Below are 22,548 nucleotides of genomic sequence, written 5' to 3' on the forward strand. Positions count from 1 at the left end.
AGAAACCTACAACATCGTAGCTGCACACGGTTACTTTGGTCGTCTAATCTTCCAATACGCTTCTTTCAACAACAGCCGTAGCTTACACTTCTTCTTAGCTGCTTGGCCTGTAATTGGAATCTGGTTTACCGCTCTAGGTATCTCTACCATGGCGTTCAACCTCAACGGTTTCAACTTCAACCAATCCGTAATTGACTCTCAGGGTCGTGTCATCGGAACCTGGGCTGACGTAATCAACCGCGCTAACTTAGGTATGGAAGTAATGCACGAGCGTAATGCTCACAACTTCCCCTTAGACTTGGCTGCTGGTGAGTCTGAGACCGTTGCAATGAGTGCTCCTGCAATCAACGGTTAATAATTTAGCCTCGATATAATTAAAAACGCTCTCCGGAAACGGGGGGCGTTTTTGGTTTGTCTGTTTTGGTAAAAAACCTGTATCAAAGTTTCTTGCTAAAAAGCCAAAACACAGAGGTATTGGAAAACGAGTCGAAGCTCCCAAATTTCACATTATGCTAAGTTGCATTCTGTCGTAGTAGTTCTAGTTGGTGAGATTGCTTCCTTCCGCTCCGCGACCGTCGCAATGACATGCGGACTATTACTAATCTGTCTTTTAGCCTTAACTGAACCGTATTGTCTTATACCGTTAAGGAATTATTGCAGGTTCTGGGGAAACAGCAAACAGAGGATTAGGAACTGTTGGGTACTTCACCCAGGTATTTTCCACTTAAGCGTCACCAATCTGTCCCCTTACCCATTTCCTAATTGCTTGTCGGAAAGCCCGTCTTCCTGCCATGCGGTATCTTTCAATTAGTGATGGAATTTCTGGAATATTCAAATTAGGAAACACTAAACTTGTTTTCGTTTGGGTATACTCCTCACCTTGCAATTGGTAAATTTTGATTTCTCCAGCGTCATAACACCAAATTTCAGGTACACCTAACCGTGTATAAATAGGAAACCTATCTAATGATTTACTAGTAACATCAATTTCTAAAGCTAAATCTGGAGGTGGGTCTTGATTTAAATCAAACTTCAGCTTACCTCGAATTAAGGCTTCATTTTGGAAGTAAAAACAATTATCAGATTCTATACCAGCTTTTTTTAATTCTCTTTTCCAGGTAGTTGAACCGTAACACTCAAAATCTAATTCTAAAACTTCAGCTGTATCTTTGATGATGTCACCAATTATTTCTTTGTAATATTCGTGTTCTGGTAATGGGGTCATAATTTCTAATGCGCCATCATCATAAGCTACCCTAGCTGCTCGACTTTCACCTAAATCTACTAATAAATTCTCAAATTGTTGCCAACTGATATTGTAGAGAACTACCCGGTCAGCGCGACGTTTAGTTAACAGCATAATTCCTCGCAGTATCAGTGAGCCATCAATAGCAGTCAGTAATCAGTGACCAATTAAGTATACTTTTCAAACTTACAACTGATAACTAACTAATATCAAAATTTATCCTAGCCCTTTCAGGGCGGCTACGCCAACGGACACGCTACGCGGTAAGCGCAGCTATGCCGTAGGCTTTACGCAATGACTGTAAATATTTTTGTCCATCTACTTAACAACAAGGTTTTCAGCCACAATCAACCTACTTACAAAAAGCATACCCGACCATTTTAGTCGGGTATGTTTGACGGGTATTTTTACTCGTGATACTATCAGGCGATAGCTGAAGGAAATCCAGGGAAAACTGATTATGACTCAGGCGATCGTAAATCAAAGTCAAAGTTCCACCGCAACTTTCAAAAATCTCAAATGTAAAGAATGTGGTGCAGAATACGAACTTCAGGCAAGCCATGTATGTGAATTATGCTTTGGACCTTTGGAAGTAACCTACGACTATAGCAACCTCCGTCGTACAGTTACCCGCGAGAGCATTGCCAATGGGCCAAAGTCTATTTGGCGTTATCGTCAGTTTTTACCTGTAGCTAGTGAGAATCCCATTGATGTGGGTACGGGAATGACTCCTTTGGTTCGTTCCCACCGTTTAGCCCGTCGTCTGGGTCTGAAGAATTTATATATCAAAAATGATGCTGTGAATATGCCCACCCTGAGCTTCAAAGATAGGGTGGTGTCAGTAGCTTTAACTAGGGCAAAAGAACTAGGTTTTACCACCGTTTCCTGTGCCAGTACTGGAAACTTAGCCAATTCTACTGCTGCGATCGCTGCCCATGCCGGTTTGGATTGCTGTGTATTTATCCCTGCTGACTTAGAAGCCGGGAAAGTAATGGGTAGCTTAATTTACAATCCTACCTTGATGGCAGTTGAAGGTAATTACGACCAAGTTAACCGCCTCTGTTCGGAAGTTGCCAATACCCACGGCTGGGGATTTGTAAATATTAATCTGCGCCCCTACTACTCAGAGGGTTCTAAAACATTGGGCTTTGAAGTCGCCGAACAATTAGGATGGAAACTACCAGACCATATAGTTGCTCCCCTAGCATCCGGTTCCTTATTTACTAAAATTTACAAAGGCTTTAACGAATTTGTAGAAGTTGGCTTAGTAGAAGACAAGCCAGTGAGATTTAGTGGCGCACAAGCAGAGGGCTGTTCCCCCATCGCCAAAGCCTTTAAGGAAGATAGAGACTTTATTCAGCCAGTTAAACCCAACACTATCGCCAAATCAATTGCCATCGGTAATCCTGCAGATGGTATTTATGCTACAGAAATTGCCAAGAAAACTGGCGGTAATATTGAATCAGTCAACGATGCTGAAATCATCGAAGGCATAAAACTCCTAGCAGAAACCGAAGGCATCTTTACTGAGACTGCTGGCGGTACAACAGTTGCTGTACTGAAAAAATTAGTAGAAGCTGGCAAAATTGATCCAGATGAAACCACAGTGGTTTATATTACTGGTAATGGTTTGAAAACCCAAGAAGCTGTCCAAGGCTATATTGGAGAGCCTTTAACCATTGAAGCAAAACTCGATAGTTTCGAGCGAGCATTAGAGCGTTCTCGCACCTTAGATCGCTTGGAATGGCAACAAGTCCTCGTTTAAGGGGTGAATTGTAAAGTATAGAGGCTAAATTTCTTTAAACCTGATACTTTACATTTCACACCGCATAATTTATAGTTTATCTTCCCACTATGTCCATCAAAGTTTTAGTTCCTACTGCCCTGCAAAAATTTAGTAATAACCAAGCTACCGTAGAATGTAGTGGTAACAACATTAGCGAATTATTTGACTCCTTAGAAGAAGCTTGTCCGGGAATCAAAGCCAGATTATGTGATGAGCAAGGGAAACCACGACGATTTCTCAATTTATACGTAAACAGCGAAGATATCCGTTTTTTAGATGGTGCGGCGACATCTCTTAAAGATGGTGATGAAGTCAGTATTGTCCCTGCTGTTGCTGGTGGTTAATTAATTTTTATTGGAAACCCTGAGAACCCTGATTTTTAGAAAAAATTGGGGCTCTTGTTTATTATTCCCAATTCTGAGGTTGAGAACTTGGGGTTCACTTATGTTGAGGAAAGCTTATTAAGTATTGGTTTATTAAGTATTGATTTATTAACTTTCTAGGCAGATAAATTCAATGTGATATTTTGACCATAAATAATATGAGGAATTCTCAACATGGTAAACGTATCTCAATCTTTTTTAATTGAAGCAAAGATAATTCCTGGTACACACTACTCGGAAAATGGATTGGAAATTGAAGCAGGTCTTTCATGGTTAGAAATTTTAAAACACTCTTATGATGTAACCCCATTGACAAATGCATACTTTAACTATGCAGTATGCAAGTGTTATTTTTCAGGTGGTGAAACCTATGTCTATCCGCTAAAAGTAAATGAAATTAGATTACGCTACGGTAATGATACTATTTTCGTACTATTCGATGAAGTCAAGCCTGCTACAGGCAACGTGGAGATACACATAGCCTTATATTTGTACGAAAGTTAAATCGAAAGGATTAATAATCTCATTCAATATTTCTATCCTAATACCAAGTTGCTTTCAAAGATAGTATTTTGTTATTGCGACGGTCGCGGAGCGGAAGTAAGCAATCTCACCAACTCGAACTACTACAACAGAATGCAACTTAGTATTAATAAATCAAATGGTTTATTCTTAATTTTCAGTGATTCGATCTAGAAACTGAATTAACTCATAGACAGATTGACATTTTGATACAGCATTTCTGTACTTGACTTGCCAATTCAGTTGGCGCGATACTCCGTTGGCGTAGCCTTCCCTGGAAGGGTATGAGTGGTCTCCGACCATCGCATTTACCACTTCTACCCTAATTTTTGATTAGATGTAAAGCCTTCTGGTGCTGGTGTCCCACATTGGACTAAAATATATTGAAAGCCTTTTTTAGCTACGCCAGGGATTTTTAACTGTGACTATTTTATAATTTTTGCGATAATCTACATTAAAACCGATAGCATAATCTACAGTAATTTTTTCAGGGAAGTAGTCAGTATTGGGATTATAATCTTGAGTACATATTTCTTCTTGATTGTCTAGTGTTTTAGCGGAAGAAATAGTTTGATTATTACAGGCGATCGCTAAAATTGCAACCAATACCAATCTAATCACAAAAGTGAACACCTTTACTGACTTAAAAATAATACTTTTCATTAGTAGTCCTGACAGCAATTACTACATTTAAACCCAGTAGCTAATGATTCGATTTTGGTTCCGGTGGATATAAATGTGTAGCTAGCTTTTCCCCCTTCACCAAATGTTGATTCACAATAGTTTCCGCAACCTGGGGATTAGCACGAGTATACCAAGTCCTATCTTCTGAATAAAATACTACTGGACCAAGTCTACAAACTTCTAAACAGCCAGAAGTTCTCACTTCGATATCCAAATCTGCTTTTTCAACTCCTGCTTTTAGTGCTTCAAAAGTTAGTTTCCAGTTTTGGGAAGGAAGACAACGGGTAGAAGTACACACGGATATATAGGGATGTTTTAAAGGGTTTTTATCAAAAGGGATTGGTTTTTTCCCTAACACATAAATTTCTCGTAATTCTTGGTATAAAGCTAATTTATTGAGGTTAGGTTTCCCTTCTGGTAATAAATTTTCTTCTTCTACATAGGGATTAGGTAAAAAGATTGTCATCAAATTTTCTCCCGCACCATTCCATAAATCAATTCCCCAACTTCTAGGCTTTCCTTCTGCATTAAAACGTCGATAAAAAGCCGCACGGTTTACTTGACGTTGTTGTCTTAATTCCAGTGGTGTCTTACAATGAGGACCACCTAAATTTGCTTCAATACATAGGTGAAGATGCCAACCTTCTGTGACTACGGTAAGATATCCATCATATAAAATACAAATTTTAGGTGCAGCATTAAATTCTAATTCTAATACACCTCCTTGAACAATATGTCCTACCCCTACTTGTTGCCAATTTTTTTGAAATAATGTGTAAGTAAGTGATGATAAAACGTCACAGTTGGTATCAAATTCTTCATATTCTATATATCCTCCTGTTGATAAAGGTTCGGTGACGGTACGATTTAATGGTGCTACCCAAGGATTAAACTCACTCATGATAATTTTTAACTTGCAGTTACTAGTTATTAAAAACGTACCAATATAGATGATACGTTTATTTCATCATGTTACCTAAAATTTAGCATTTACACTTACCTGAAAAACTCTACCTGCATCGGGGAAACCAGAGAATAATTGATATCTCTGGTTAAAAATATTATCTAAACTCCCAGTAACAACAAATTTATTACTCAAGGGCACTCTAACTTTAAAATCAAAAGTTATGTATCCAGGTCAAGACTCTGTATTATACCTTACACGTTCATAATCTGAGTTTTATCGAAAGTCTGAAATCGCAAGGACAGCAAAGAATCAAGTTCCTTCTTATACTTCAAATTAACTTCATCCAGACAATTAGAGATAGCCGTAGAGAATTGAGAAAAATTTTCATAATACTTGCCATATAAACATTTCTTTTTCACAAATTTCCACAGTCTCTCAATCAAATTCAAATTAGGAGAATACGGAGGTAGATATAGTAACTCTATACCTAAATCATCAGCCATTTTTTGAACTAATTTACATTTTTGATACCGAGCATTATCCAAAACTAAAGTAATGGGAACTGCTAATTTTAAGTTTGCTAATTTTGTTAAAAGCTCACATACTTGCGTACCTGTAATATAGGTGTCATTTGTGACCGTAATCACTTCATGGGTGATGGCATTTAATGCTCCTAACACATTAAATCTTTTGCGACCAGAAGGAGATTTTATAAAGATTCTTTGAAAACACCAAATCATATCATGTCCGGTTAAAGACTTATCATTAGAACTGCAAGGGGGCAGGGAGCAGGGAGCAGGGGGGAGAAAGAGTTTTCAAATTTTTGCATAGATGGCAATATCACAAGTAATCAGCCGGACATGATATCATTCCTAAAAAAGCTCCCATGACGGAGTGAGCCGCATCTACAAAAAAAACTGCTCTTTTGAGTGCCTTTGCCTCTTCTAGTCTTGGTTTAAGTTTTTTTGATACTCTGCTTGTTTCTCTGTATCAGCTTTAGACGGGATCTGTCCTACTTTCAAACAACGCATTCCTATTGATTTCAGAAATTTTCTTACTTGGGTCGAGCTACGTTTGATTCCTGTTAACAATTCAATGGTTAATATCGCCTCATTTATTGTAGCTGGAGGATGTGATTCAAAATAATCTTTTAAAGTTGAACGATAATTTTCTAGCTCACTTTGTGGGCGAGAAAAATTAATTTCTTTTAACTTTTCTATTCTCCCTGATTGATAATCTCGAAAATAACCTCGCAAAGTATTACCAGAGATACCCACAAAGACAGCTAATTTGATGATGAGGTAGTTTTTGACTTTTTAACCAGAGGTCTTCCATCTTCTTCTGTACTCGGGGATGAGGGTGATTAAATCGCTCATAAGAAAGTGCTTGTTTTTCCTCTTCCTTAAATTCCAAGTGAATCATATTCTCAACCTTGGCTTTTTCCTCCCTTGTGAACCCTTTCTAGATTATTACTCTTGAGAGAAAAACGCAAGTTATGACCGTGCAAAGTATAGATGTTTTTGATTAACCATTGGCGGGCATTCTGACTTAGAGGCATATCTTGTTAGTCTCATCACAGTTGCGGGACAGCGTCGGATTTACACCGAACTTTCCCCGTTACCTCTAATGGCTGCTCCCCACTAGAACCGAATAGTTGATTTGAGATTTGAACATAGACAGGACTTACGCAATTGTCACAATACACAGGTGGTGCGTGACACTTCAACCTTATTATTCCGTTAACAATCAAACAAAGTGTCACAGCACCCTACAAGAAAATATGCCAGTTGCGTAAGTCCTAATAGACTAGCACATTTTACACTCAACAGCTAATATTGCTGACCAAAATGATAATCATTATCATTTCTCGCTATTTATGTTACATTAGCTTTTATGCTTGTTTTTTACTTGTCAACCAACGTGCAAATAGAGAAATTTGTTGACTAATGAAAATCGAAAAATCCCCGAATCTCCTTTATTTATTTGTATTTTCTTGTTTTGCTCAACAATTTTAGTTTGTAAGGTAATAACCATAGAAATTTTATCCCTATTTTTTTTACTTTGATGTTTGTCAAACCTTGAGTGATTATCATTATCATTGCCCACTTACCATTTTTATTAAAACTATGCCAAGCAAAAAAATTCATGTCCGGGAATATAATGTCAAAGCACATGACCGAATTATCCATACCAGGGTTTACAACTTCATTTGTCAATACTGTCAAGAGATATCACAACGGGAGACTTATGCTACCGGATGTCCTAAATATGGAGATAAATGTAATGGAGTCGCGAGTAAGTGCTTGCGATCTAAAAAATAGTAGACATCTCTAAAAAAATAACCTGCATATTGTGTAACAAATGCTTTTACATCCTTTTCTAGAGGATGTCAAAGTAAAAGTATTAATCAAATATTTTTTATAATTATTAAAAATCTTTTTGGCGGGGTAACAAGAACTCCAAAATCTTAGCCAAAGAGGGATTGTTCGTGGCGTATTAGCGTAGCGTGTTAGCCCGCGCCTATGTCTACGACACGTAACCCGCAAGGTCCCGCAAGGTCATTACCTACGGTACTCTTACGCGCTTCTACCGCGTGTCTTCCTGGGCTTTGAATTAGAAGATAAATTTTCAGTTGTAAATAATCCCACTAGACTCGTTCAATGGCGCTCAGAAAGTCCAATTTGATGCTGTCAAACTTGTAGTTAGATAAAAAATGTCAGATCGCAGAGTGATAAAATCTGTGTCTTGGAAGCGATCGCCAAGACACCAAAATTAACTAATGCAACATCAAAGCAACTTCCTTCGCAAAATAAGTCAAAATCAAATCTGCACCAGCCCTTTTCATACTGGTCAAAGTTTCTAAAATCACCTTTTTCTCATCAATCCAACCCTGTTGTGCAGCAGCTTTAATCATGGCATATTCCCCACTGACGTTATACGCTGCGACGGGTAAATTTGTTTCTGCTTTTACCTGACAAATAATATCCATATATGCCAAAGCAGGTTTTACCATTACCATATCCGCACCTTCTGCAATATCTAACGCCACTTCCTTTAAAGCTTCTCTGGCGTTAGCTGCATCCATCTGATAAGTTTTCTTATCGCCAAATTTCGGTGCCGAATCCAAAGCATCCCGGAATGGTCCATAATAACTAGAAGCATATTTAGCAGAGTATGCCAAAATCCCTACGTGAAAACAACCTGCTGCATCTAAAGCTTTACGAATCGCACCGACTCTACCATCCATCATATCGGAAGGTGCGACAATATCTGCACCAGCTTCTGCTTGGGAAACTGCCATTTTCACCAACACTTCTACAGTGGGGTCATTTAAAATGACTCCATTATCATCAACAATACCGTCGTGACCTTGAGTACTGAAGGGGTCGAGGGCAACATCGGTAATTACAATTATATCTGGTACAGTTTTTTTAATCGCTTTGACAGTTGTTTGCACCAAACCGTCTGGATTGTAACTTTCAACGCCAAATTCGTCTTTTTTAGCTTCCGGAATCAAGGGAAATAGTGCGATCGCATTTATTCCCAATTGATAAACTTGTTGGATTTCCTTGAGTAATAAATCTAGAGTATAGCGGTAACATCCCGGCATGGAGGAGATTTCCACCTTTTGGTCTTCTCCCTCCATGACAAACATTGGATATATTAAGTCATCTACAGTGAGTTGAGTTTCTTGCACCATGCGACGCAAAGCTGGAGTACGACGCAAACGGCGAGGACGCTGAATTAAAACTTGAGCATCAGATTCCGATTCGGTGTTATTTGGGGTGGGGTTTTCTGACGACATGATGAAAAATAATGATTATCGAACAAAGACAATGATAATCGTTTTCGTGACATATTTTTTCGTGTTTTCTGCGAATATAGCAATTAAATAGCAAATAGCGAAAAACTAATTAGACCTAACAGTTGTTTTTTTAGCTCCAAAACCCTTGTTTACCCCGTAACGAACAGTCTTAAATTCGACTTGATTTGTATTGGGGTTGTAGAGAGTATAGGTCGCTTCTCCTGGGTTTCTCCCCACATTTCCTACACCTACGACCATACGGGGAGTAATATTGATAGTTTGGCTGGGTGTTTGACTATCGAGAGTTGTTACTCCAGTATCGATAGAACCAGCTTCTAAATTGTACTGAAAAGTTAGACCTGAACGACCGCAAAATAAATGATTTGCTTGCATTCGCGCCACCCGGTCTAAAATGACCACAGGAGAAGTTTCTGGAGTTAATTCTTCATCCACAGATACGGTTGTACCATGAATTAACAAAGAATCTAATTCAAAAAAACCAAAATCAAGGTTTCGCAACCACTCTACAGTAGGACGAGAAACATACTCCCACAGTCGTTTGACTGTTTCACCACCATATTTTTGTAACAAATCAGTAGGTTCTGAAGTTGCAGCCAAACCATGCAATATTAAACATTGCTCTTCCCACCATCCCTTACAAATAAGTGGTGCTAACTCTTCAGATTGTGACTTACGCAAACGTTCCACCAACTTTTCAGATTCAGGAGTCGGTCCAACCACATCTCCCAGAATATATAAAGCTTGTATATAACGACTTTGAGGTTTAATATCCGCCATCACCGCCTCATAAGCCGTTAAATTACCTTCAATACCACTTAAAATTGCCCACTTCATAGTAATTTAGATTTTAGATTTTAGATTTTAGATTATGTAACTTATCACAATTACTTCCGATGCCAGCGAGTTTTGCCATTAGGTTGATCGATTAAATTTACTCCTACAGCTTGTAATTGATTACGAATAGAATCGGATAAAGCAAAGTTACGATTTTGACGTGCATCTTGTCGTTGCTCAATTAAAGCTAAAATTTCTTCATTACTAATTACTTCTAATGGGTTTTTATTTTCTGCTGGGGATAAAATTTCAAGTCCAAAAACCTTTGCTAATGTCACTAAAGTTTGCCACATTTGCTTTAACTGTTCTGAAGGAATTTCAGTATTACCTTGATGAGTAATTAAATTAGCATTCCGACGCAATTCTTTAGCTAGTTCAAATAATACAGCTAATCCCCCAGGTGTATTAAAATCATCATCCATTGCTACTTGAAAGCTATTTATCTGAGAATTTTGCAATTCAGTTTTTGGATTTAGATTTGTTTCCTTCCATCCCAATTGTTCGCCATACTGATGTCGGAATAACAAACCAGCTTTGAGAGTTTCCCAAGCATTCTGAGCGGAAGAAATAGCATCCTCTGTAAAATCCAAAGGCTTGCGGTAATGGGCTTGCAGTACAAATAATCTGATAACCATTGGGTCTATTGGTCGGTCAAGTAATTCTCTAATAGTCGTAAAATTACCTAGAGACTTGGACATTTTTTCACCATTCACAGTCACCATACCGTTATGCATCCAGTAATTAGCAAGCGGTTTACCCGTGACTACTTCTGATTGAGCGATTTCATTTTCATGATGGGGAAATACCAAATCACCACCACCACCATGAATATCAATGGTTTCTCCCAAATTAGCACGAATCATTGCCGAACATTCAATGTGCCATCCCGGTCTTCCCATTCCCCAAGGTGACTCCCAAGCGGGTTCTCCCGGTTTTGCTGCTTTCCACAAGGCAAAATCAGATGGTTTATGTTTCTTCTTTCCAGATAAGTCTTCTAAATCAACTCTACCACTTGCCCCAGCTTGCATGTCCTCTAAATGCTTACCAGAAAGTTTGCCATATTCAGAAAAGTTTTCTGTCTTGTAGTAAACATCTCCATTTACCGCATAAGCGTAGTCTTTTCGTTCTAATTCTGCAATCAACTGATGAATAGGGGTGATATTTTCAGTCACACGGGGATACTCAGATGCATCGATGACATTTAAGCGACGGATATCTTCAAAGTAAGCTTGAATGTACTTTTGAGAAACCTCTTCCATTGATGTATTCTCAGACTTAGCGCGATTAAGTATTTTGTCATCAATGTCGGTAAAGTTTTGCAGGTAACGCACTTCATAACCGCTAAATTCTAAATAGCGTCGCACCGTATCCCAAACAATATAAGACCTTGCATGACCCAGATGACAATAATCATACACCGTGACACCACAGCAGTACATTTTGACCTTTCCTGGTTCTAAAGGTTGAAAGGTTTCTTTAAGACGGGTGAGGGTATTGTATATTGTCAGAGCCATGTCAATTATCAGTTTTTTTATCAATAAATTTAGGAGGAAAAAGAAATTACAGTAGAAACACCCGCAGATGCTTCTACTGTTGAAGACACGCAAAAATCATTAGTGTTAACAATTCCTTGAATAGAATTAAATATTGGCTGCCATTTTACTCCACGAATATGCTTATGGCATTTATTTATTTGCTCGTCAGTTGCGCGGTCGCAGTGATTGACTACTATTTTATCGGCAAAGAATATTTGATTCGTAACTAAGTAACGTTCTGCATCTGTAGGTGGATAGTTTGCTGCATTAATTACTGTAATCGCTTCTTTCAAAAAAATACTTTCTGGAGAAAAAGATTGTCGAATTGTTCTGATAACCGGAATTGGATCGGTTTCGTGACCAGCTTCGATAAACAATTGCTGGCATTCAGTTTTTCCACTTTCTCTACCAACAAGTAAATCTTTAATTAACTGTTTTAAATCTTTGAGTCCAGTACAGCAGATACAACCACTAGCGAGTTCTGAAGAACCACTTTGTATATGTTCTACAGCAGTCCCAGTTTGATTACTCAGATGTTGAATTAAACTAGTTTTTCCACTACCCGCAAACCCCAAAATTAGGGTAGCAGGCAATGGCGAGTTTTGGTTGACCATTGCCTAAAATTATATATTAATGAAAATTAGCCTTGTGTCGAATCAAATTCATAAACTCCTCGCGAGTTTTTGCATCTTCAGCAAATACACCACGCATAGCACTGGTAACAGTCCAAGAACCAGGTTTTTGTACGCCACGCATTACCATACACATGTGACTAGCTTCTACAATAACTGCTACACCTTGGGGTTTGAGCAAACCTTGGAGCGCATCAGCTATTTGTAAAGTCAATCTTTCTTGTACTTGTAAACGTCTTGCGTACATTTCACAAATGCGGGCAATTTTTGATAATCCAATCACTTTCCCATTCGGAATATAAGCAACGTGAGCGCGACCAAGAATTGGTAGGATATGGTGTTCGCAGGAACTGAAAATATCAATATCTCTGACCAATACCATTTCATTGGCATCTTCTGTAAATACTGCACCATTTAACAGTTCGTCCAAAGACTCATGGTATCCCTTTGTCAAAAACTGTAAAGCTTTCACGACTCTTTTAGGAGTATCTTTGAGTCCTTCTCTATCTGGATCTTCTCCTAATCCAAGTAGCAAGGTTCTCACAGCCTGCGTCATTTCTTCATCTGTAACAGTTGGTCTATTTTGTGTAGACAAAGATGAAACAACTTGCTCGACAGAATTTAATTCGGGACGGAAAGATAAAGTCATTATTTTAACTTAATTGCTTTTTAGTCAACAATCATTACTTATTAGTTATTAGTTGATATTTACGAAAATAGACACAATAGAATATCACCCCCAGGGATTAGACAAATAAAATCTAACCGTAGAGTGTATCTACAGTTCTTCAACTAACTATGCAACAAGCAATAATTACTAACACTATTTAAATTATAGTAAACAATTGTTAAGTTGAGAATGAATTTCATTCCTATCCAAATTGCGACTAACTCTATTAATGGCTACAGTTGGGCGAGAGACACACTTCCACAGTCGTTTGACAGTTTTACCACCATATTTTTGTAAGAAATCAGTAGATTCTGAAGTTGCAGCTAAACTATGTAATATTAAACAATTCCCTACCTAGTACAAACATGAGTTGGGTCATCTGCGCGTTCTGCAAACTCTATTCCCCGCGCCAAACGCCAAGCAAAAATTGCGGGTAATCCCTTGTCAAGAATTGCTGCACAGGTTTTTTGATAATTGTAAGCAACTTCTCGTAATGTCACCTCTTGGGTGTCAGTGTCATAAATGACGTAAGTTGCATTTGGTCTTCCATGTCTTGGTTCTCCCACCGAACCTGCATTAATAATTTTTTTAAGGGTCGCAGTAAAACTTCTTTTCTCGGATAAATCTTTACTTTCAACTCGAACTTTTAAATGACCAGAATCTAAATTACGGAAGTAAGGTCGATGGGTGTGACCGCAAAAAAGTACATCAGCACCTGATGAAATTACCCGTTCTAAGGCTACAAATGCATCGAGTTCTGGTAATAAATATTCGTGGTTGCTGTGGGGACTTCCATGAGCAAAGGCTAAATTGTCCTCTTTGAGAATATGAGGTAACTGAGCTAAGAAATCACGGTTTTCTGATTTTATCTGTTTATTAGTCCATTCATGGGCAATAATACCGCGTTTTTCTGCTAATAAAGAAGGATAACTACAATCACAAGCATTCAAACCTTCAACGATATCTTCATCCCAACAACCAGCACAGGTGGGAATATTCAGAGAACGAATTTTTTCAACCACTTCATTGGGATAAGGACCATATCCAACTAAATCTCCCAAACAAAAGATTTTTTCGGCTTTGTGTTTTTCTATGTCTAATAACACAGCATCTAAAGCTTCAATATTGCCATGAAGACATGATATTACGGCTAGTTTCATGCTTGAATTCCCTCTAATAACATCTGCTTAACTTGTTGCTGATATTGCTTAATCAAAGAATCTGATAAACAACAATCAGATAAAGTTTGCTTCAAAGTTACTTCATCTAAGTTTTCTCCCACAACTTCAATACCACTAAAACGTTCTGGTCTACCTTCCAGGTGACGGGGTAGATTCAATTCCAAAAAATCTGTTTGGGGTATACCCGCAACAAAATCACAGTAAATGCTCCTACCGTCATTAACGTCAAAAATTGCTTTAGCGCGGGTAACGTTACCATAAGCACCGTGAGTTAATTCGTACCAAAACTCCTCTAAACTATCTTCATCAATTACTTGAGAATTAGTTCCTACTCGCCACAAATGGTTAGATGAATCGGTTTTAGCTGGTATCCCTGGAATGATTTCATCAGCCCAAGCATGATATTCAGAATCTTGGAGATGAGATGGCAAAACAGCTATGGAATGGTAGGGTAAACTATCTAGTATTTGTGTTAAGCTTTGCAACTCCAAGTAAAATCCTACTTCCATATAAACTGCTTTAGCTGTTGGAATCTGCTTAAGCAAATCCATTTCTTGACCATCTTCGAAAACTTGTATGCTAGGAAAATCAGCAGCTATAAGGTTTTTATCTATAGAAATATTACCAGTCCCGGGACTGAAGTAAATAATATGTTTATCTTCTACAGAGCTTGTATCTTGGATTTGTTGAGAAATCCAAGCAGTTTTTCCAGAACCAGCAGGACCTGCAACAACGGTAATTAGAGGTAAATTCATAGAAATTGGGTAATGGGAATGGGTAATTAAAAAAAGCAATTACCCATTTGCTTTAAAGGGGACAGAGAATAGGAAAACGCCTTAATCCGAAAGCGTAATGCTATATATATGAGTATTACTCCTAGATTGTGAATCCTGGATTGTGACTTTTAAATTTATACTAAACAATTATTCAGGTGGGAATATATTTCCTCACGGTTCAAGTCACGACCGATAAAAACTACTTGATTTTTGGGCGCAGTCATCCATTCATCAGCATCTAATTGATAGCGAGGACCACTGAGTTGAAATATGTGGCGTAGATCGCTCTCACTAAACCAAAGAATACCCTTTGCTCTAAATACATTTTGCGGCATTTCTTCACCGAGAAATGTTTCGAATTTATGGACATCAAAAGGTCGTTCACTTTGGAAAGAAATGGAAACGAATCCATCATTTTCTAAATGACCTGAGTGGTGATGGTGGTGATGGTGGTGATGTTCGTGGTCATGATCATGATGGTCATGGTCATGATGATCATGAGCGTGATGATCGTGAGTATCTTCTTCAATTAATGAAGAATACTCATCTTTGGGGGTTAAGTCCACATCTAAAATTAATGGCAAAGCTACTTTACCATAAGTTGTATGGAGAATTTTTGCACCCGCTTTAACTTCATAAACAAAACCTTCTAAATCCGCCAGTTTTTCTTTACTCGCAAGGTCAGTTTTATTCAGAAGAATAATATCTCCATAAGTTATCTGTTTTAAAGCAGCTTCACTTTGGAAATGTTCGCGATTAAAAGCTTCTGCATCAACAACAGTGAGGATAGAATCAATATTAGTTAAATCCCTCAGTTCTGTACCGAGAAATGTTAAAATAATTGGCAGTGGATCCGCTACACCTGTTGTTTCTATAACCATGTAATCAACACGGTCTTCCCTTTCTAAAACTCGATACACAGCATCAAGTAAACCATCATTGATAGTACAACAAATACAACCGTTGCTCAATTCCATCATGTCGTCATCTGTAGAGACGAGCAGTTGACTATCAATATTAATATCGCCAAATTCATTCACAAGTACGGCGACTTTCAAATCTTGTTTATTATTAAGAATCTGATTCAATAATGTGGTTTTACCACTACCTAAAAATCCTGTAATAATCGTAATAGGCATTCCCCGTTTAGGGATATCGGGAATTACTTCAGATTTGGGTACGGTGATTTGAGTCATATTTTCTCCTTTCAGAAAATATTTAGCAATATATTACGGCGTAGGAGAAAGCCTGTTTATAAAGGCGCACTACGCACTAATTAATTCTGTGCGATTAACCCTTGAGGATGGAGGTGGAATTTATAGTTTGGATATCTTTTTAGAAAAAACTCGATCCTTGCACCACCTCCTTTGCTCCAATTATTTTGAGATTGATTTAATGAGTTGCTCGCACTAAAATATAATGAGAATCGTTATCATATTAGCGCAAAAGTTATTTTTAGCAAGCTAAAGTATGAAGAAAAACCGCAATGAGTATTTTGTACAAAATTACATCACATTTCAATAAATCTTCATAATGAAAACTGGACTAACTAAATATCAAAAGAAGATTATCAAATTGCTAGAAAAGCTTGATACTCAGATTTCTGCTCAAAATTTGTATATTAAATTGCGTTCTTCTAATCCACACGTGGGTTTAGCTACGGTGTATCGTTCCCTAGAAGCATTAAAAAAATGTGGCTTAGTACAAAGCCGTACAAAATTGAATGGTGAATCCCTTTACAGTTTGGTAGATCGGGATCTACATTATGTCACCTGCGTAGATTGTGGTGACTCAATTCCTTTAGATTTTTGTCCGATTAAGGAACTAGAAGGTCGAATATATCAATCCTTACCATTCAAAGTTTTTTATCATACCTTGGAATTTTACGGTTTGTGTCCTCTGTGTTCCCAGGAGAGGGAAAAAAATAAATATCCCCAACATCTATAGCACTTACGTCTCGTTCTAAATTAACCTTTTCTTAATTCAGTAATAGTGTTCGGTAGTATGGTACCAATAGTAGCAAAGTTCATTTTCTAGGTACTTTTAACCTCTCGATAACGCCTGTAGGGGGTTCTGTGAAAGGAGTCTTATACATATAGTATAGGGTCAAGCCTACAAATAAACCAAACATGCTCAGATAATTTAGATACCACCTCATTCTGTGTACCTCAAAATGGACTTGTTGTTTTTAAAGATAATGATTATCATAATATCTTTGTTCAAAGAATAATTTTTTGTCTAGGAAGTTTTATGCAACTCACCGATTCTAATAGTTCCTATGGTGACGAACTTGTAATTGCTTTAATGGGTAAAGGTGGTACAGGTAAAACTTTTACCTCTCTGGGTATGATTCAAGCTTTGAGAAGTTTAGGAAAATCCTTGATAGTTGCAGATGCAGATCCAAATCGATCTCTCTCGCGCTATCTTGCTTCTCATTATCTAGAAAATGCGGAAGAAGAACTCAAAAATTTACCCTTGATGACTCAAGCAGAGAAGGATTTCTATGAGTTTCAGGGACTCAGTCCAGAGATAATTTACCGCGATTTTTACAGTTATCCCCTAGATCGAGTTCAAAAATTTTCTATTAATCCTGCTGACTGGTTCACTCAAAAGTATGTAAGATATGTGACTGATGGACTAGGTTTAATGTCAGTTGGGACTAGTGCATTGCACAAGGAAGAACTTTACTCGACTCGTTGTTCTCATGCGACGCTCAATCCACTAAAATCTTGGTTAGCGTTATGTACAAATGGGGTTGTGGTTGTTGACTGTGGAGGAGGAGAAGACGCTGGTAGATTTGGTTTACCTATAGGTGCCCATGTGGTAGTAGTAGTAGTAGAGGCGACTCCTGATTCTGTAGCAATTTCTGAGGATATCCGGGCGATTGACGAAGAATTGCAGATTCCCGTAGTTTATGTGTTGAACAAATGTCTAAATCAGTTCCCAGAAGTTGAGGCTTTTGAGTCCCAAAACAGTGACAAAATTATTGGTACAATACCCTTTATACCTTCTGTTTACGGGAAAAATCCTCTCGAGCTCAAAGATGAAATTGGAAAAGACATTTTCAGCGGAATTATTGATAAAATTCTCGTAAGGGAATTGAGTTCCCCCACACAAAGATGGGAACGAGTGCTCAGATGGAAAGAAAATTTGCAGAAACAACAACAACTTAAGCAAGTTAAAGCATTAAGTTCGGTTTCTTAGATTTTTTAAGGTTGGGGTGATGTTTTAAAAGAGAGCTTCAACCTCTTCAATAACTCTGTCAATAAACAAAATTCCATCAAGATGATCGATCTCATGTTGAATCAGAATAGACAACATACCATCAGCGCGAATAGAAAGAGGATAACCGTTTCTATCTACACCCTTTAGCTGTATTCGCTCGAATCTCTTTGCTATTCCCCGTTGTTGAGGAATGCTTAAACATCCCTCAGGTGAATCAATTAAACACTCCTTGCACTTTATTTCTGGATTCGCAACACACAAAATATTATTAGGCTGATATTCCTGATTTTTTCTACCTAATATACGTTGACGATTAAGAACAAAAACTCTTTGTAAAACTCCAATTTGAGGCGCAGCCAAACCCATCGAATCTTGTTGAAGCATTGTTTCAATTAAGTCATTTACCAAAGTTTGAAATTCTGAATCAAATTTTGTCACCCTTGTTGAATTTTTTCTAAGCAATGAATTGGGATACTCTATGATATTTTGAATCGCCATAACAAATTTACTCTTGATAAAACAGCAAAATTTATATATATAACCAGAAGCAATTTATTTTTTTAATTAATTTTATTAGCAAATGAAAAAATATTTTTTCTTACCATTTATTATCCGGACAATTAGAAGCTTCAAGATTAGCTTTGACCATCATAAAGCAACCACAGAGAGTACAACGCTTTTCTTCTGCATTAAACTTATCGCAAGTTGCACATATTCCTAATCTGTAATCTACAGTCTCTTTTTGAGCAAGAACTCGATCGCCACATAATCCTTGCTTTGCAGTTTTGTATGCCTCAGACAACAAATTTTTGAGCATTTTAGATTGACTGGGATAACTAGATTGTGATGATTTAAACATTATGAAAATCCAACTATTTAAACTAATTTAAATTTATCATGGTGCTCAGAGAAAAATATAATTGATTATTAAAGTTTTATCATATAAAAAATCAATTATAAAAATGTAATGGAAAAGTAAGAAAACCTGAAGAATAAATATATGCTCTTCAGGAAACTCAAATTATTTTGTTTGATGACTAGTGTTCAATAAGTACTTAACCAACCAAGAATTTGGTTACAGGTGTAAATTTAAAGAACGCATACTCATACCATATCGTCCAAATAAAATCTCTAATCCAGGTAGTCCGCATTTCGGGGCGAATTTGATATTCAAAAGAGGTATCCGTAGCTCCAACCCTAGCCATTGCATGGTTGCATCCACAACCATGTTCCTGGAAAAATCCATGTTTGGAAGAAATACTTTGCACCATTAACTGAATAGGGAATACCTTTTGTCCGTGCAAAGAAGCATCCCAAGCACGAGCATTCTTTCTGTCTTCTTCAGAAAACCTCAATGGACGCACTTCTGAAACATCTTCTCTGTAGATGGGAGCGAGGTGTACTCGATAAAAAGAAGCTGGGAGATCGTATCCAAACTCTGCAAAAAGAGCTTTACCAATTTCTACAATTTTCTGACGTTCGGCGTAATCTTCACCGGGAGGAAGCTCTTTTTCTATCGAATCAAAGTTAGGATACTGGTCGACTTTAAAGTCTTCACCATAAAAATCGAGAGCTTCCCAAGCAAGTTTGCCAAATATTTCACAAAAAGCAGGCTTTAAGTGTTCTAAACTTTCTGAGTCATTGAATAGATCTACATCCCCACGAGACATTTTGTGAAGAAATAGTTGCGCCATCTTCACGTATGATTCCGGGTCAGAAAGTTTTGTGTTAGACTTCCCTAAGTAAATATCTTGCCAAGACTGAGGAAGCTGATTCACTGGTATTGCTTGTTCCCCTGCGATCGCGGATATACTATTTGATGAAGCTAAAGTTTCTCCTATACTTGGGGAATAATTGGATATGTCTTCCTTCGCAACAGCTTTCTCAACGAGATTTTCACTAAAATTTAGCGACATTTTATCTCCTTTTTGAGTGAAATATTCAGGCATGAATTAACTGCCTAAAATAATGATTATCATTATTACTTAAGTATTTGCTCTTATTGAAGAATATTTTAAGATTATGACATCGTGAAGGCTATCTCTGATCTTTACCCGATAACGAAATAACACAACACCGCTTTTATAAATCTTACTTGCACTCCGCGAGTTACATGAAAATTATATTTCTGCTTACACTTGCAGTAACTTTACATCCTTCAGAATCAGTGGTTCTGGATTGATGGTGAAGATAAGGTTTTGTCAGATATTTGATATATATTAAGGTGCATTCCCGCGATCGCGATCATGCACCCTAGAGACTAGAATAGAAAGATATCACGCTTATGTCATTTAAAAGACATCTCCAGAAATGAGATATCACCCCTGACTACATAAGGCTTTTATATTCTTTTTCGGAGATGTCTAAAGTAATTTCTTTTTTGTGTTAGTGTTTGTGAACACCAGCCACATCCAAAACAACTTGATAAAATTCAGCTTCACATGATTTTTCAGTATCCTTGATAGTCCCCTGTAACTGAACCACTTCGTAACTGACAAATTTTAAGTCTTGATGAAACTTTCCTTTCTTTAACTCTTTAATACCTTGTTTGACTGCATCATCAAAACTGTTATCTGAAGAAGCAATAATCCGAATGACATCTTGGTGGACGTTTTCTTTAGAACCGTGCATTTGTAGGCTCCTTAAATATTGATTATTTTTTCGTATGATTGTGGTTTTTCATAGTGGTGAGCAATATTAACTTATGCACTTATGTAATTTAATCTCTTCTAATTTAAAGTTTCTCTGATTCTCAATTTTTAATCTCTCAATTTTTAAGCTTTCAACTTCAAGCCTTAAGTTTTCATTTTCCATCTTTAATTTTGTATTCTCCTCTCTAATCTCTTCAATCTCACTTTTCTTACTCAAAGCCTGATTAATCGCCAATTTCCGCATATCTAAGGAAAACCAACGCTGATAAGTTTGAGTATGAACTTGCACGCTATGTCCTAAATTATCCGCTGCAGCTTTAATTGGAACTCCCAAAATATGGGCTCGAATCGCCCAAGCATGACGCAGATCGTAGGGTTTAAAATCTAGTCCAATTTTTCGGAACCACCAACTAATTCTTTGAGTTAAACCAGTTATCTCTGCATGGTTCTTTTTATCTTTACTGGCGATCGCTAGCATCTCTAAATATTGAGGATTTCTTAAGTCAAAATCTATAATCCATTTTCGATGTAAGGGTAATACTTGTCTTCCTCCTGTTTTACAGTTTTTATCTACTTTCCATGTCAAGTCTGCATTCTCTTTACTTAGCCACCAGTCAATATTGGGATTAATAAATAATTCTCGGGGACGCAAGCCGAAAACTGCTAACATTCCATAGCTCCATCGCCATAATTTCCAACTATCCTGAACATTTTGATTAACTTGTTTTCCCCTGCTTTCGAGATAATCAGTAAATTTGATAAATCCTGCTGATATCTCTGCATCAGAGGGTATATTCCGGGAATTACTCTCGGGCTTTTTAGAATAGTTAGATAAATCTATTTCAATTTTGAATGTCGTGCAAAATGCAGATATCGCTCTTACTGCATTATACCTAGCCCATTCTTTATCTACTCTTGCAACTGAGTTAATCAAGTTTTCTGGAGTTGCTAAATCATTAGGGTTAGTAAAACGCTTGGTTCGGAAAAGATAATAGAAAAAAGTATGTTCGCTTTTAATTGTACGTTTGTGAGTTTTAAAATACTCTTCTTCAAATCTTTTAAGTAATTCTCCAATTGTTTTAAAATCTAAATCTTTTTTGCTGGCTTTTTTACCTAGATATTTATCATTCCACGTAAAAGTTCGGCGAGCAATTAACCTTCCCAACTCATATGCTTCTTCCTCCGCTGTTTTGAGTCCATCAAAATTGCTGGGAATATTCAAACTGATGTTATATTGCTTGTTTCCCGTACCCTTTGTGTTTTTATCTCCTGGTTTAAGAGGTAAAGTCGCTCGTAATTGCAGACTTCCATTAGACTCTCTAATGGTGACTTTTGTTTTTGCAGACTTCAAACGTTGATTTACTAGCTCTAATTCTAGTTGCAGTTTAGTGTTCATGTTCTTTCTTTACTGTGGCGATAACGTAGTTGCGTTGAAGGGCTAATTGTGTAAACTTAAAATGAATCAAAAATCCGTGGCTATTATATAAAATAGGTTTTACATTTATTTTTCTTATGAATCGCAGCTAAAGACGTGACATGTAACGTCTCTACAAGGATTATGTAAGTCCCTAGATACATCCATGCATCGCTGTTTCTCTAGCCTAGATTTAGTCTAAAAATCAATGTGTTATCAGTAAACAATAGCGATCACTGATTTTGTCAATCCAGAACACTTAATGACAAAAAATTA

At 37.3% G+C, this 22,548-nt stretch carries 24 protein-coding genes, 3 pseudogenes and 1 riboswitch; of the genes and pseudogenes, 7 read left to right on the forward strand and 20 right to left on the reverse strand.

Going from position 1 to position 22,548, the window contains the following annotated elements; genetic code table 11:
• Positions 1-355, forward strand: a pseudogene (locus QNJ50_RS16725) (photosystem II q(b) protein); the annotation flags it as partial.
• Between the two features lie 369 nt (positions 356-724).
• Here QNJ50_RS16725 and QNJ50_RS16730 read toward each other — a convergent pair.
• Positions 725-1,360, reverse strand: a complete 636-nt coding sequence (locus QNJ50_RS16730) for a Uma2 family endonuclease (protein ID WP_300637210.1) — start codon at positions 1,358-1,360, stop codon at positions 725-727.
• Positions 1,361-1,706: 346 nt separating this feature from the next.
• Between QNJ50_RS16730 and thrC the strand changes: the two genes are divergently transcribed.
• The 3 genes from thrC to QNJ50_RS16745 all read left to right on the forward strand — a co-directional run bounded on the left by thrC (position 1,707) and on the right by QNJ50_RS16745 (position 3,919).
• The gene (gene thrC / locus QNJ50_RS16735) at positions 1,707-3,011 is read left to right on the forward strand and encodes a threonine synthase (protein WP_300637212.1); all 1,305 of its coding nucleotides are present in this window, start codon (positions 1,707-1,709) and stop codon (positions 3,009-3,011) included.
• Between the two features lie 89 nt (positions 3,012-3,100).
• The gene (locus QNJ50_RS16740; protein WP_300637214.1) at positions 3,101-3,376 is read left to right on the forward strand and encodes a MoaD/ThiS family protein; all 276 of its coding nucleotides are present in this window, start codon (positions 3,101-3,103) and stop codon (positions 3,374-3,376) included.
• 213 nt (positions 3,377-3,589) lie between these two features.
• Positions 3,590-3,919 carry a hypothetical protein gene (locus QNJ50_RS16745; protein ID WP_300637216.1) on the forward strand — a complete coding sequence of 110 codons (330 nt, stop codon included), beginning with the start codon at positions 3,590-3,592 and terminating at the stop codon, positions 3,917-3,919.
• Positions 3,920-4,333: 414 nt separating this feature from the next.
• On the opposite strand, the gene QNJ50_RS16750 is transcribed toward QNJ50_RS16745, so the two are convergent.
• The 6 genes and pseudogenes from QNJ50_RS16750 to QNJ50_RS16775 form a co-directional block, all read right to left on the reverse strand.
• On the reverse strand, positions 4,334-4,600 hold the full coding sequence (locus QNJ50_RS16750) for a hypothetical protein (protein ID WP_300637218.1): 267 nt from the start codon (positions 4,598-4,600) through the stop codon (positions 4,334-4,336).
• A 40-nt stretch (positions 4,601-4,640) separates the two neighbouring features.
• The gene (locus QNJ50_RS16755; protein WP_300637220.1) at positions 4,641-5,522 is read right to left on the reverse strand and encodes a (2Fe-2S) ferredoxin domain-containing protein; all 882 of its coding nucleotides are present in this window, start codon (positions 5,520-5,522) and stop codon (positions 4,641-4,643) included.
• A gap of 75 nt (positions 5,523-5,597) precedes the next feature.
• The gene (locus QNJ50_RS16760; protein WP_366914279.1) at positions 5,598-5,720 is read right to left on the reverse strand and encodes a hypothetical protein; all 123 of its coding nucleotides are present in this window, start codon (positions 5,718-5,720) and stop codon (positions 5,598-5,600) included.
• Between the two features lie 59 nt (positions 5,721-5,779).
• Positions 5,780-6,265, reverse strand: a pseudogene (locus tag QNJ50_RS16765) (IS630 family transposase); the annotation flags it as partial.
• Positions 6,266-6,386: 121 nt separating this feature from the next.
• Positions 6,387-6,950, reverse strand: a pseudogene (locus tag QNJ50_RS16770) (IS630 family transposase); the annotation flags it as partial.
• A 4-nt stretch (positions 6,951-6,954) separates the two neighbouring features.
• Complete coding sequence (locus QNJ50_RS16775; protein WP_300637222.1) at positions 6,955-7,086, reverse strand: hypothetical protein; 132 nt, start codon at positions 7,084-7,086, stop codon at positions 6,955-6,957.
• Positions 7,044-7,194: riboswitch (cobalamin riboswitch) on the reverse strand. It overlaps the preceding gene by 43 nt.
• 460 nt (positions 7,195-7,654) lie before the next feature.
• Between QNJ50_RS16775 and QNJ50_RS16780 the strand changes: the two genes are divergently transcribed.
• On the forward strand, positions 7,655-7,849 hold the full coding sequence (locus QNJ50_RS16780; protein WP_300637224.1) for a hypothetical protein: 195 nt from the start codon (positions 7,655-7,657) through the stop codon (positions 7,847-7,849).
• Positions 7,850-8,304: 455 nt separating this feature from the next.
• Here QNJ50_RS16780 and hemB read toward each other — a convergent pair whose 3' ends face one another.
• The 8 genes from hemB to QNJ50_RS16825 all read right to left on the reverse strand — a co-directional run bounded on the left by hemB (position 8,305) and on the right by QNJ50_RS16825 (position 16,178).
• Entirely contained in the window at positions 8,305-9,333 is a 1,029-nt protein-coding gene (hemB, locus tag QNJ50_RS16785) for a porphobilinogen synthase (RefSeq protein WP_300637226.1), read from the reverse strand.
• A 105-nt stretch (positions 9,334-9,438) separates the two neighbouring features.
• Positions 9,439-10,188: a metallophosphatase gene (locus QNJ50_RS16790; protein WP_300637228.1), complete on the reverse strand. Its 750-nt coding sequence runs from the start codon at positions 10,186-10,188 to the stop codon at positions 9,439-9,441.
• A gap of 50 nt (positions 10,189-10,238) precedes the next feature.
• On the reverse strand, positions 10,239-11,702 hold the full coding sequence (cysS, locus tag QNJ50_RS16795; RefSeq protein ID WP_300637230.1) for a cysteine--tRNA ligase: 1,464 nt from the start codon (positions 11,700-11,702) through the stop codon (positions 10,239-10,241).
• Positions 11,703-11,731: 29 nt separating this feature from the next.
• Positions 11,732-12,337: a GTP-binding protein gene (locus QNJ50_RS16800; RefSeq protein WP_366914280.1), complete on the reverse strand. Its 606-nt coding sequence runs from the start codon at positions 12,335-12,337 to the stop codon at positions 11,732-11,734.
• Between the two features lie 16 nt (positions 12,338-12,353).
• On the reverse strand, positions 12,354-13,004 hold the full coding sequence (gene folE, locus QNJ50_RS16810) for a GTP cyclohydrolase I FolE (RefSeq protein WP_300637232.1): 651 nt from the start codon (positions 13,002-13,004) through the stop codon (positions 12,354-12,356).
• Between the two features lie 371 nt (positions 13,005-13,375).
• Positions 13,376-14,185 (reverse strand): metallophosphoesterase family protein, encoded by an 810-nt coding sequence (locus tag QNJ50_RS16815; RefSeq protein ID WP_300637234.1) that lies wholly within the window; start codon positions 14,183-14,185, stop codon positions 13,376-13,378.
• Positions 14,182-14,961 (reverse strand): GTP-binding protein, encoded by a 780-nt coding sequence (locus tag QNJ50_RS16820; protein WP_300637237.1) that lies wholly within the window; start codon positions 14,959-14,961, stop codon positions 14,182-14,184. The genes QNJ50_RS16815 and QNJ50_RS16820 overlap by 4 nt, the downstream gene beginning before the upstream one ends.
• A 155-nt stretch (positions 14,962-15,116) precedes the next feature.
• Entirely contained in the window at positions 15,117-16,178 is a 1,062-nt protein-coding gene (locus QNJ50_RS16825) for a GTP-binding protein (protein ID WP_300637239.1), read from the reverse strand.
• A 337-nt stretch (positions 16,179-16,515) separates the two neighbouring features.
• Here QNJ50_RS16825 and QNJ50_RS16830 point away from each other — a divergent pair, with 337 nt between their 5' ends.
• A complete protein-coding gene (locus tag QNJ50_RS16830; RefSeq protein ID WP_300637241.1) occupies positions 16,516-16,929 on the forward strand; it encodes a Fur family transcriptional regulator in 414 nt (137 codons plus the stop codon).
• 303 nt (positions 16,930-17,232) lie between these two features.
• Positions 17,233-18,186 carry a carbon monoxide dehydrogenase maturation protein gene (locus QNJ50_RS16835; protein WP_300637243.1) on the forward strand — a complete coding sequence of 318 codons (954 nt, stop codon included), beginning with the start codon at positions 17,233-17,235 and terminating at the stop codon, positions 18,184-18,186.
• A gap of 24 nt (positions 18,187-18,210) precedes the next feature.
• Here QNJ50_RS16835 and def read toward each other — a convergent pair whose 3' ends face one another.
• The 5 genes from def to QNJ50_RS16860 all read right to left on the reverse strand — a co-directional run bounded on the left by def (position 18,211) and on the right by QNJ50_RS16860 (position 22,254).
• Positions 18,211-18,705, reverse strand: coding sequence for a peptide deformylase (gene def / locus QNJ50_RS16840; protein WP_300637245.1), 495 nt, complete (start codon positions 18,703-18,705; stop codon positions 18,211-18,213).
• A 100-nt stretch (positions 18,706-18,805) separates the two neighbouring features.
• Positions 18,806-19,066, reverse strand: a complete 261-nt coding sequence (locus QNJ50_RS16845) for a hypothetical protein (protein ID WP_300637247.1) — start codon at positions 19,064-19,066, stop codon at positions 18,806-18,808.
• 196 nt (positions 19,067-19,262) lie between these two features.
• Positions 19,263-20,156 carry a hypothetical protein gene (locus tag QNJ50_RS16850; RefSeq protein WP_300637249.1) on the reverse strand — a complete coding sequence of 298 codons (894 nt, stop codon included), beginning with the start codon at positions 20,154-20,156 and terminating at the stop codon, positions 19,263-19,265.
• 436 nt (positions 20,157-20,592) lie between these two features.
• Entirely contained in the window at positions 20,593-20,838 is a 246-nt protein-coding gene (locus QNJ50_RS16855) for a dodecin domain-containing protein (protein ID WP_300637251.1), read from the reverse strand.
• 66 nt (positions 20,839-20,904) lie between these two features.
• Entirely contained in the window at positions 20,905-22,254 is a 1,350-nt protein-coding gene (locus QNJ50_RS16860) for a site-specific integrase (protein WP_300637253.1), read from the reverse strand.
• Positions 22,255-22,548 lie beyond the last annotated feature (294 nt).

Origin of the sequence: Mastigocoleus sp. MO_188.B34 (assembly GCF_030065675.1) — a bacterium.
Lineage (GTDB): Bacteria > Cyanobacteriota > Cyanobacteriia > Cyanobacteriales > Nostocaceae > Mastigocoleus.

Coding starts and splice junctions, on each gene's coding strand:
- QNJ50_RS16790 (WP_300637228.1), bottom strand. CDS start 10,188: ATGAAGTGGGCAATTTTAAGTGGTATTGAAGGTAATTTAACGGCTTAT.
- QNJ50_RS16755 (WP_300637220.1), bottom strand. CDS start 5,522: ATGAGTGAGTTTAATCCTTGGGTAGCACCATTAAATCGTACCGTCACC.
- QNJ50_RS16775 (WP_300637222.1), bottom strand. CDS start 7,086: ATGCCTCTAAGTCAGAATGCCCGCCAATGGTTAATCAAAAACATCTAT.
- folE (WP_300637232.1), bottom strand. CDS start 13,004: ATGACTTTATCTTTCCGTCCCGAATTAAATTCTGTCGAGCAAGTTGTT.
- QNJ50_RS16835 (WP_300637243.1), top strand. CDS start 17,233: ATGCAACTCACCGATTCTAATAGTTCCTATGGTGACGAACTTGTAATT.
- QNJ50_RS16850 (WP_300637249.1), bottom strand. CDS start 20,156: ATGCCTGAATATTTCACTCAAAAAGGAGATAAAATGTCGCTAAATTTT.
- QNJ50_RS16745 (WP_300637216.1), top strand. CDS start 3,590: ATGGTAAACGTATCTCAATCTTTTTTAATTGAAGCAAAGATAATTCCT.
- QNJ50_RS16820 (WP_300637237.1), bottom strand. CDS start 14,961: ATGAATTTACCTCTAATTACCGTTGTTGCAGGTCCTGCTGGTTCTGGA.
- QNJ50_RS16800 (WP_366914280.1), bottom strand. CDS start 12,337: ATGGTCAACCAAAACTCGCCATTGCCTGCTACCCTAATTTTGGGGTTT.
- hemB (WP_300637226.1), bottom strand. CDS start 9,333: ATGTCGTCAGAAAACCCCACCCCAAATAACACCGAATCGGAATCTGAT.
- QNJ50_RS16855 (WP_300637251.1), bottom strand. CDS start 20,838: ATGCACGGTTCTAAAGAAAACGTCCACCAAGATGTCATTCGGATTATT.
- QNJ50_RS16830 (WP_300637241.1), top strand. CDS start 16,516: ATGAAAACTGGACTAACTAAATATCAAAAGAAGATTATCAAATTGCTA.
- cysS (WP_300637230.1), bottom strand. CDS start 11,702: ATGGCTCTGACAATATACAATACCCTCACCCGTCTTAAAGAAACCTTT.
- QNJ50_RS16845 (WP_300637247.1), bottom strand. CDS start 19,066: ATGTTTAAATCATCACAATCTAGTTATCCCAGTCAATCTAAAATGCTC.
- QNJ50_RS16860 (WP_300637253.1), bottom strand. CDS start 22,254: ATGAACACTAAACTGCAACTAGAATTAGAGCTAGTAAATCAACGTTTG.
- QNJ50_RS16730 (WP_300637210.1), bottom strand. CDS start 1,360: ATGCTGTTAACTAAACGTCGCGCTGACCGGGTAGTTCTCTACAATATC.
- QNJ50_RS16825 (WP_300637239.1), bottom strand. CDS start 16,178: ATGACTCAAATCACCGTACCCAAATCTGAAGTAATTCCCGATATCCCT.
- QNJ50_RS16750 (WP_300637218.1), bottom strand. CDS start 4,600: ATGAAAAGTATTATTTTTAAGTCAGTAAAGGTGTTCACTTTTGTGATT.
- def (WP_300637245.1), bottom strand. CDS start 18,705: ATGGCGATTCAAAATATCATAGAGTATCCCAATTCATTGCTTAGAAAA.
- QNJ50_RS16815 (WP_300637234.1), bottom strand. CDS start 14,185: ATGAAACTAGCCGTAATATCATGTCTTCATGGCAATATTGAAGCTTTA.
- QNJ50_RS16740 (WP_300637214.1), top strand. CDS start 3,101: ATGTCCATCAAAGTTTTAGTTCCTACTGCCCTGCAAAAATTTAGTAAT.
- thrC (WP_300637212.1), top strand. CDS start 1,707: ATGACTCAGGCGATCGTAAATCAAAGTCAAAGTTCCACCGCAACTTTC.
- QNJ50_RS16780 (WP_300637224.1), top strand. CDS start 7,655: ATGCCAAGCAAAAAAATTCATGTCCGGGAATATAATGTCAAAGCACAT.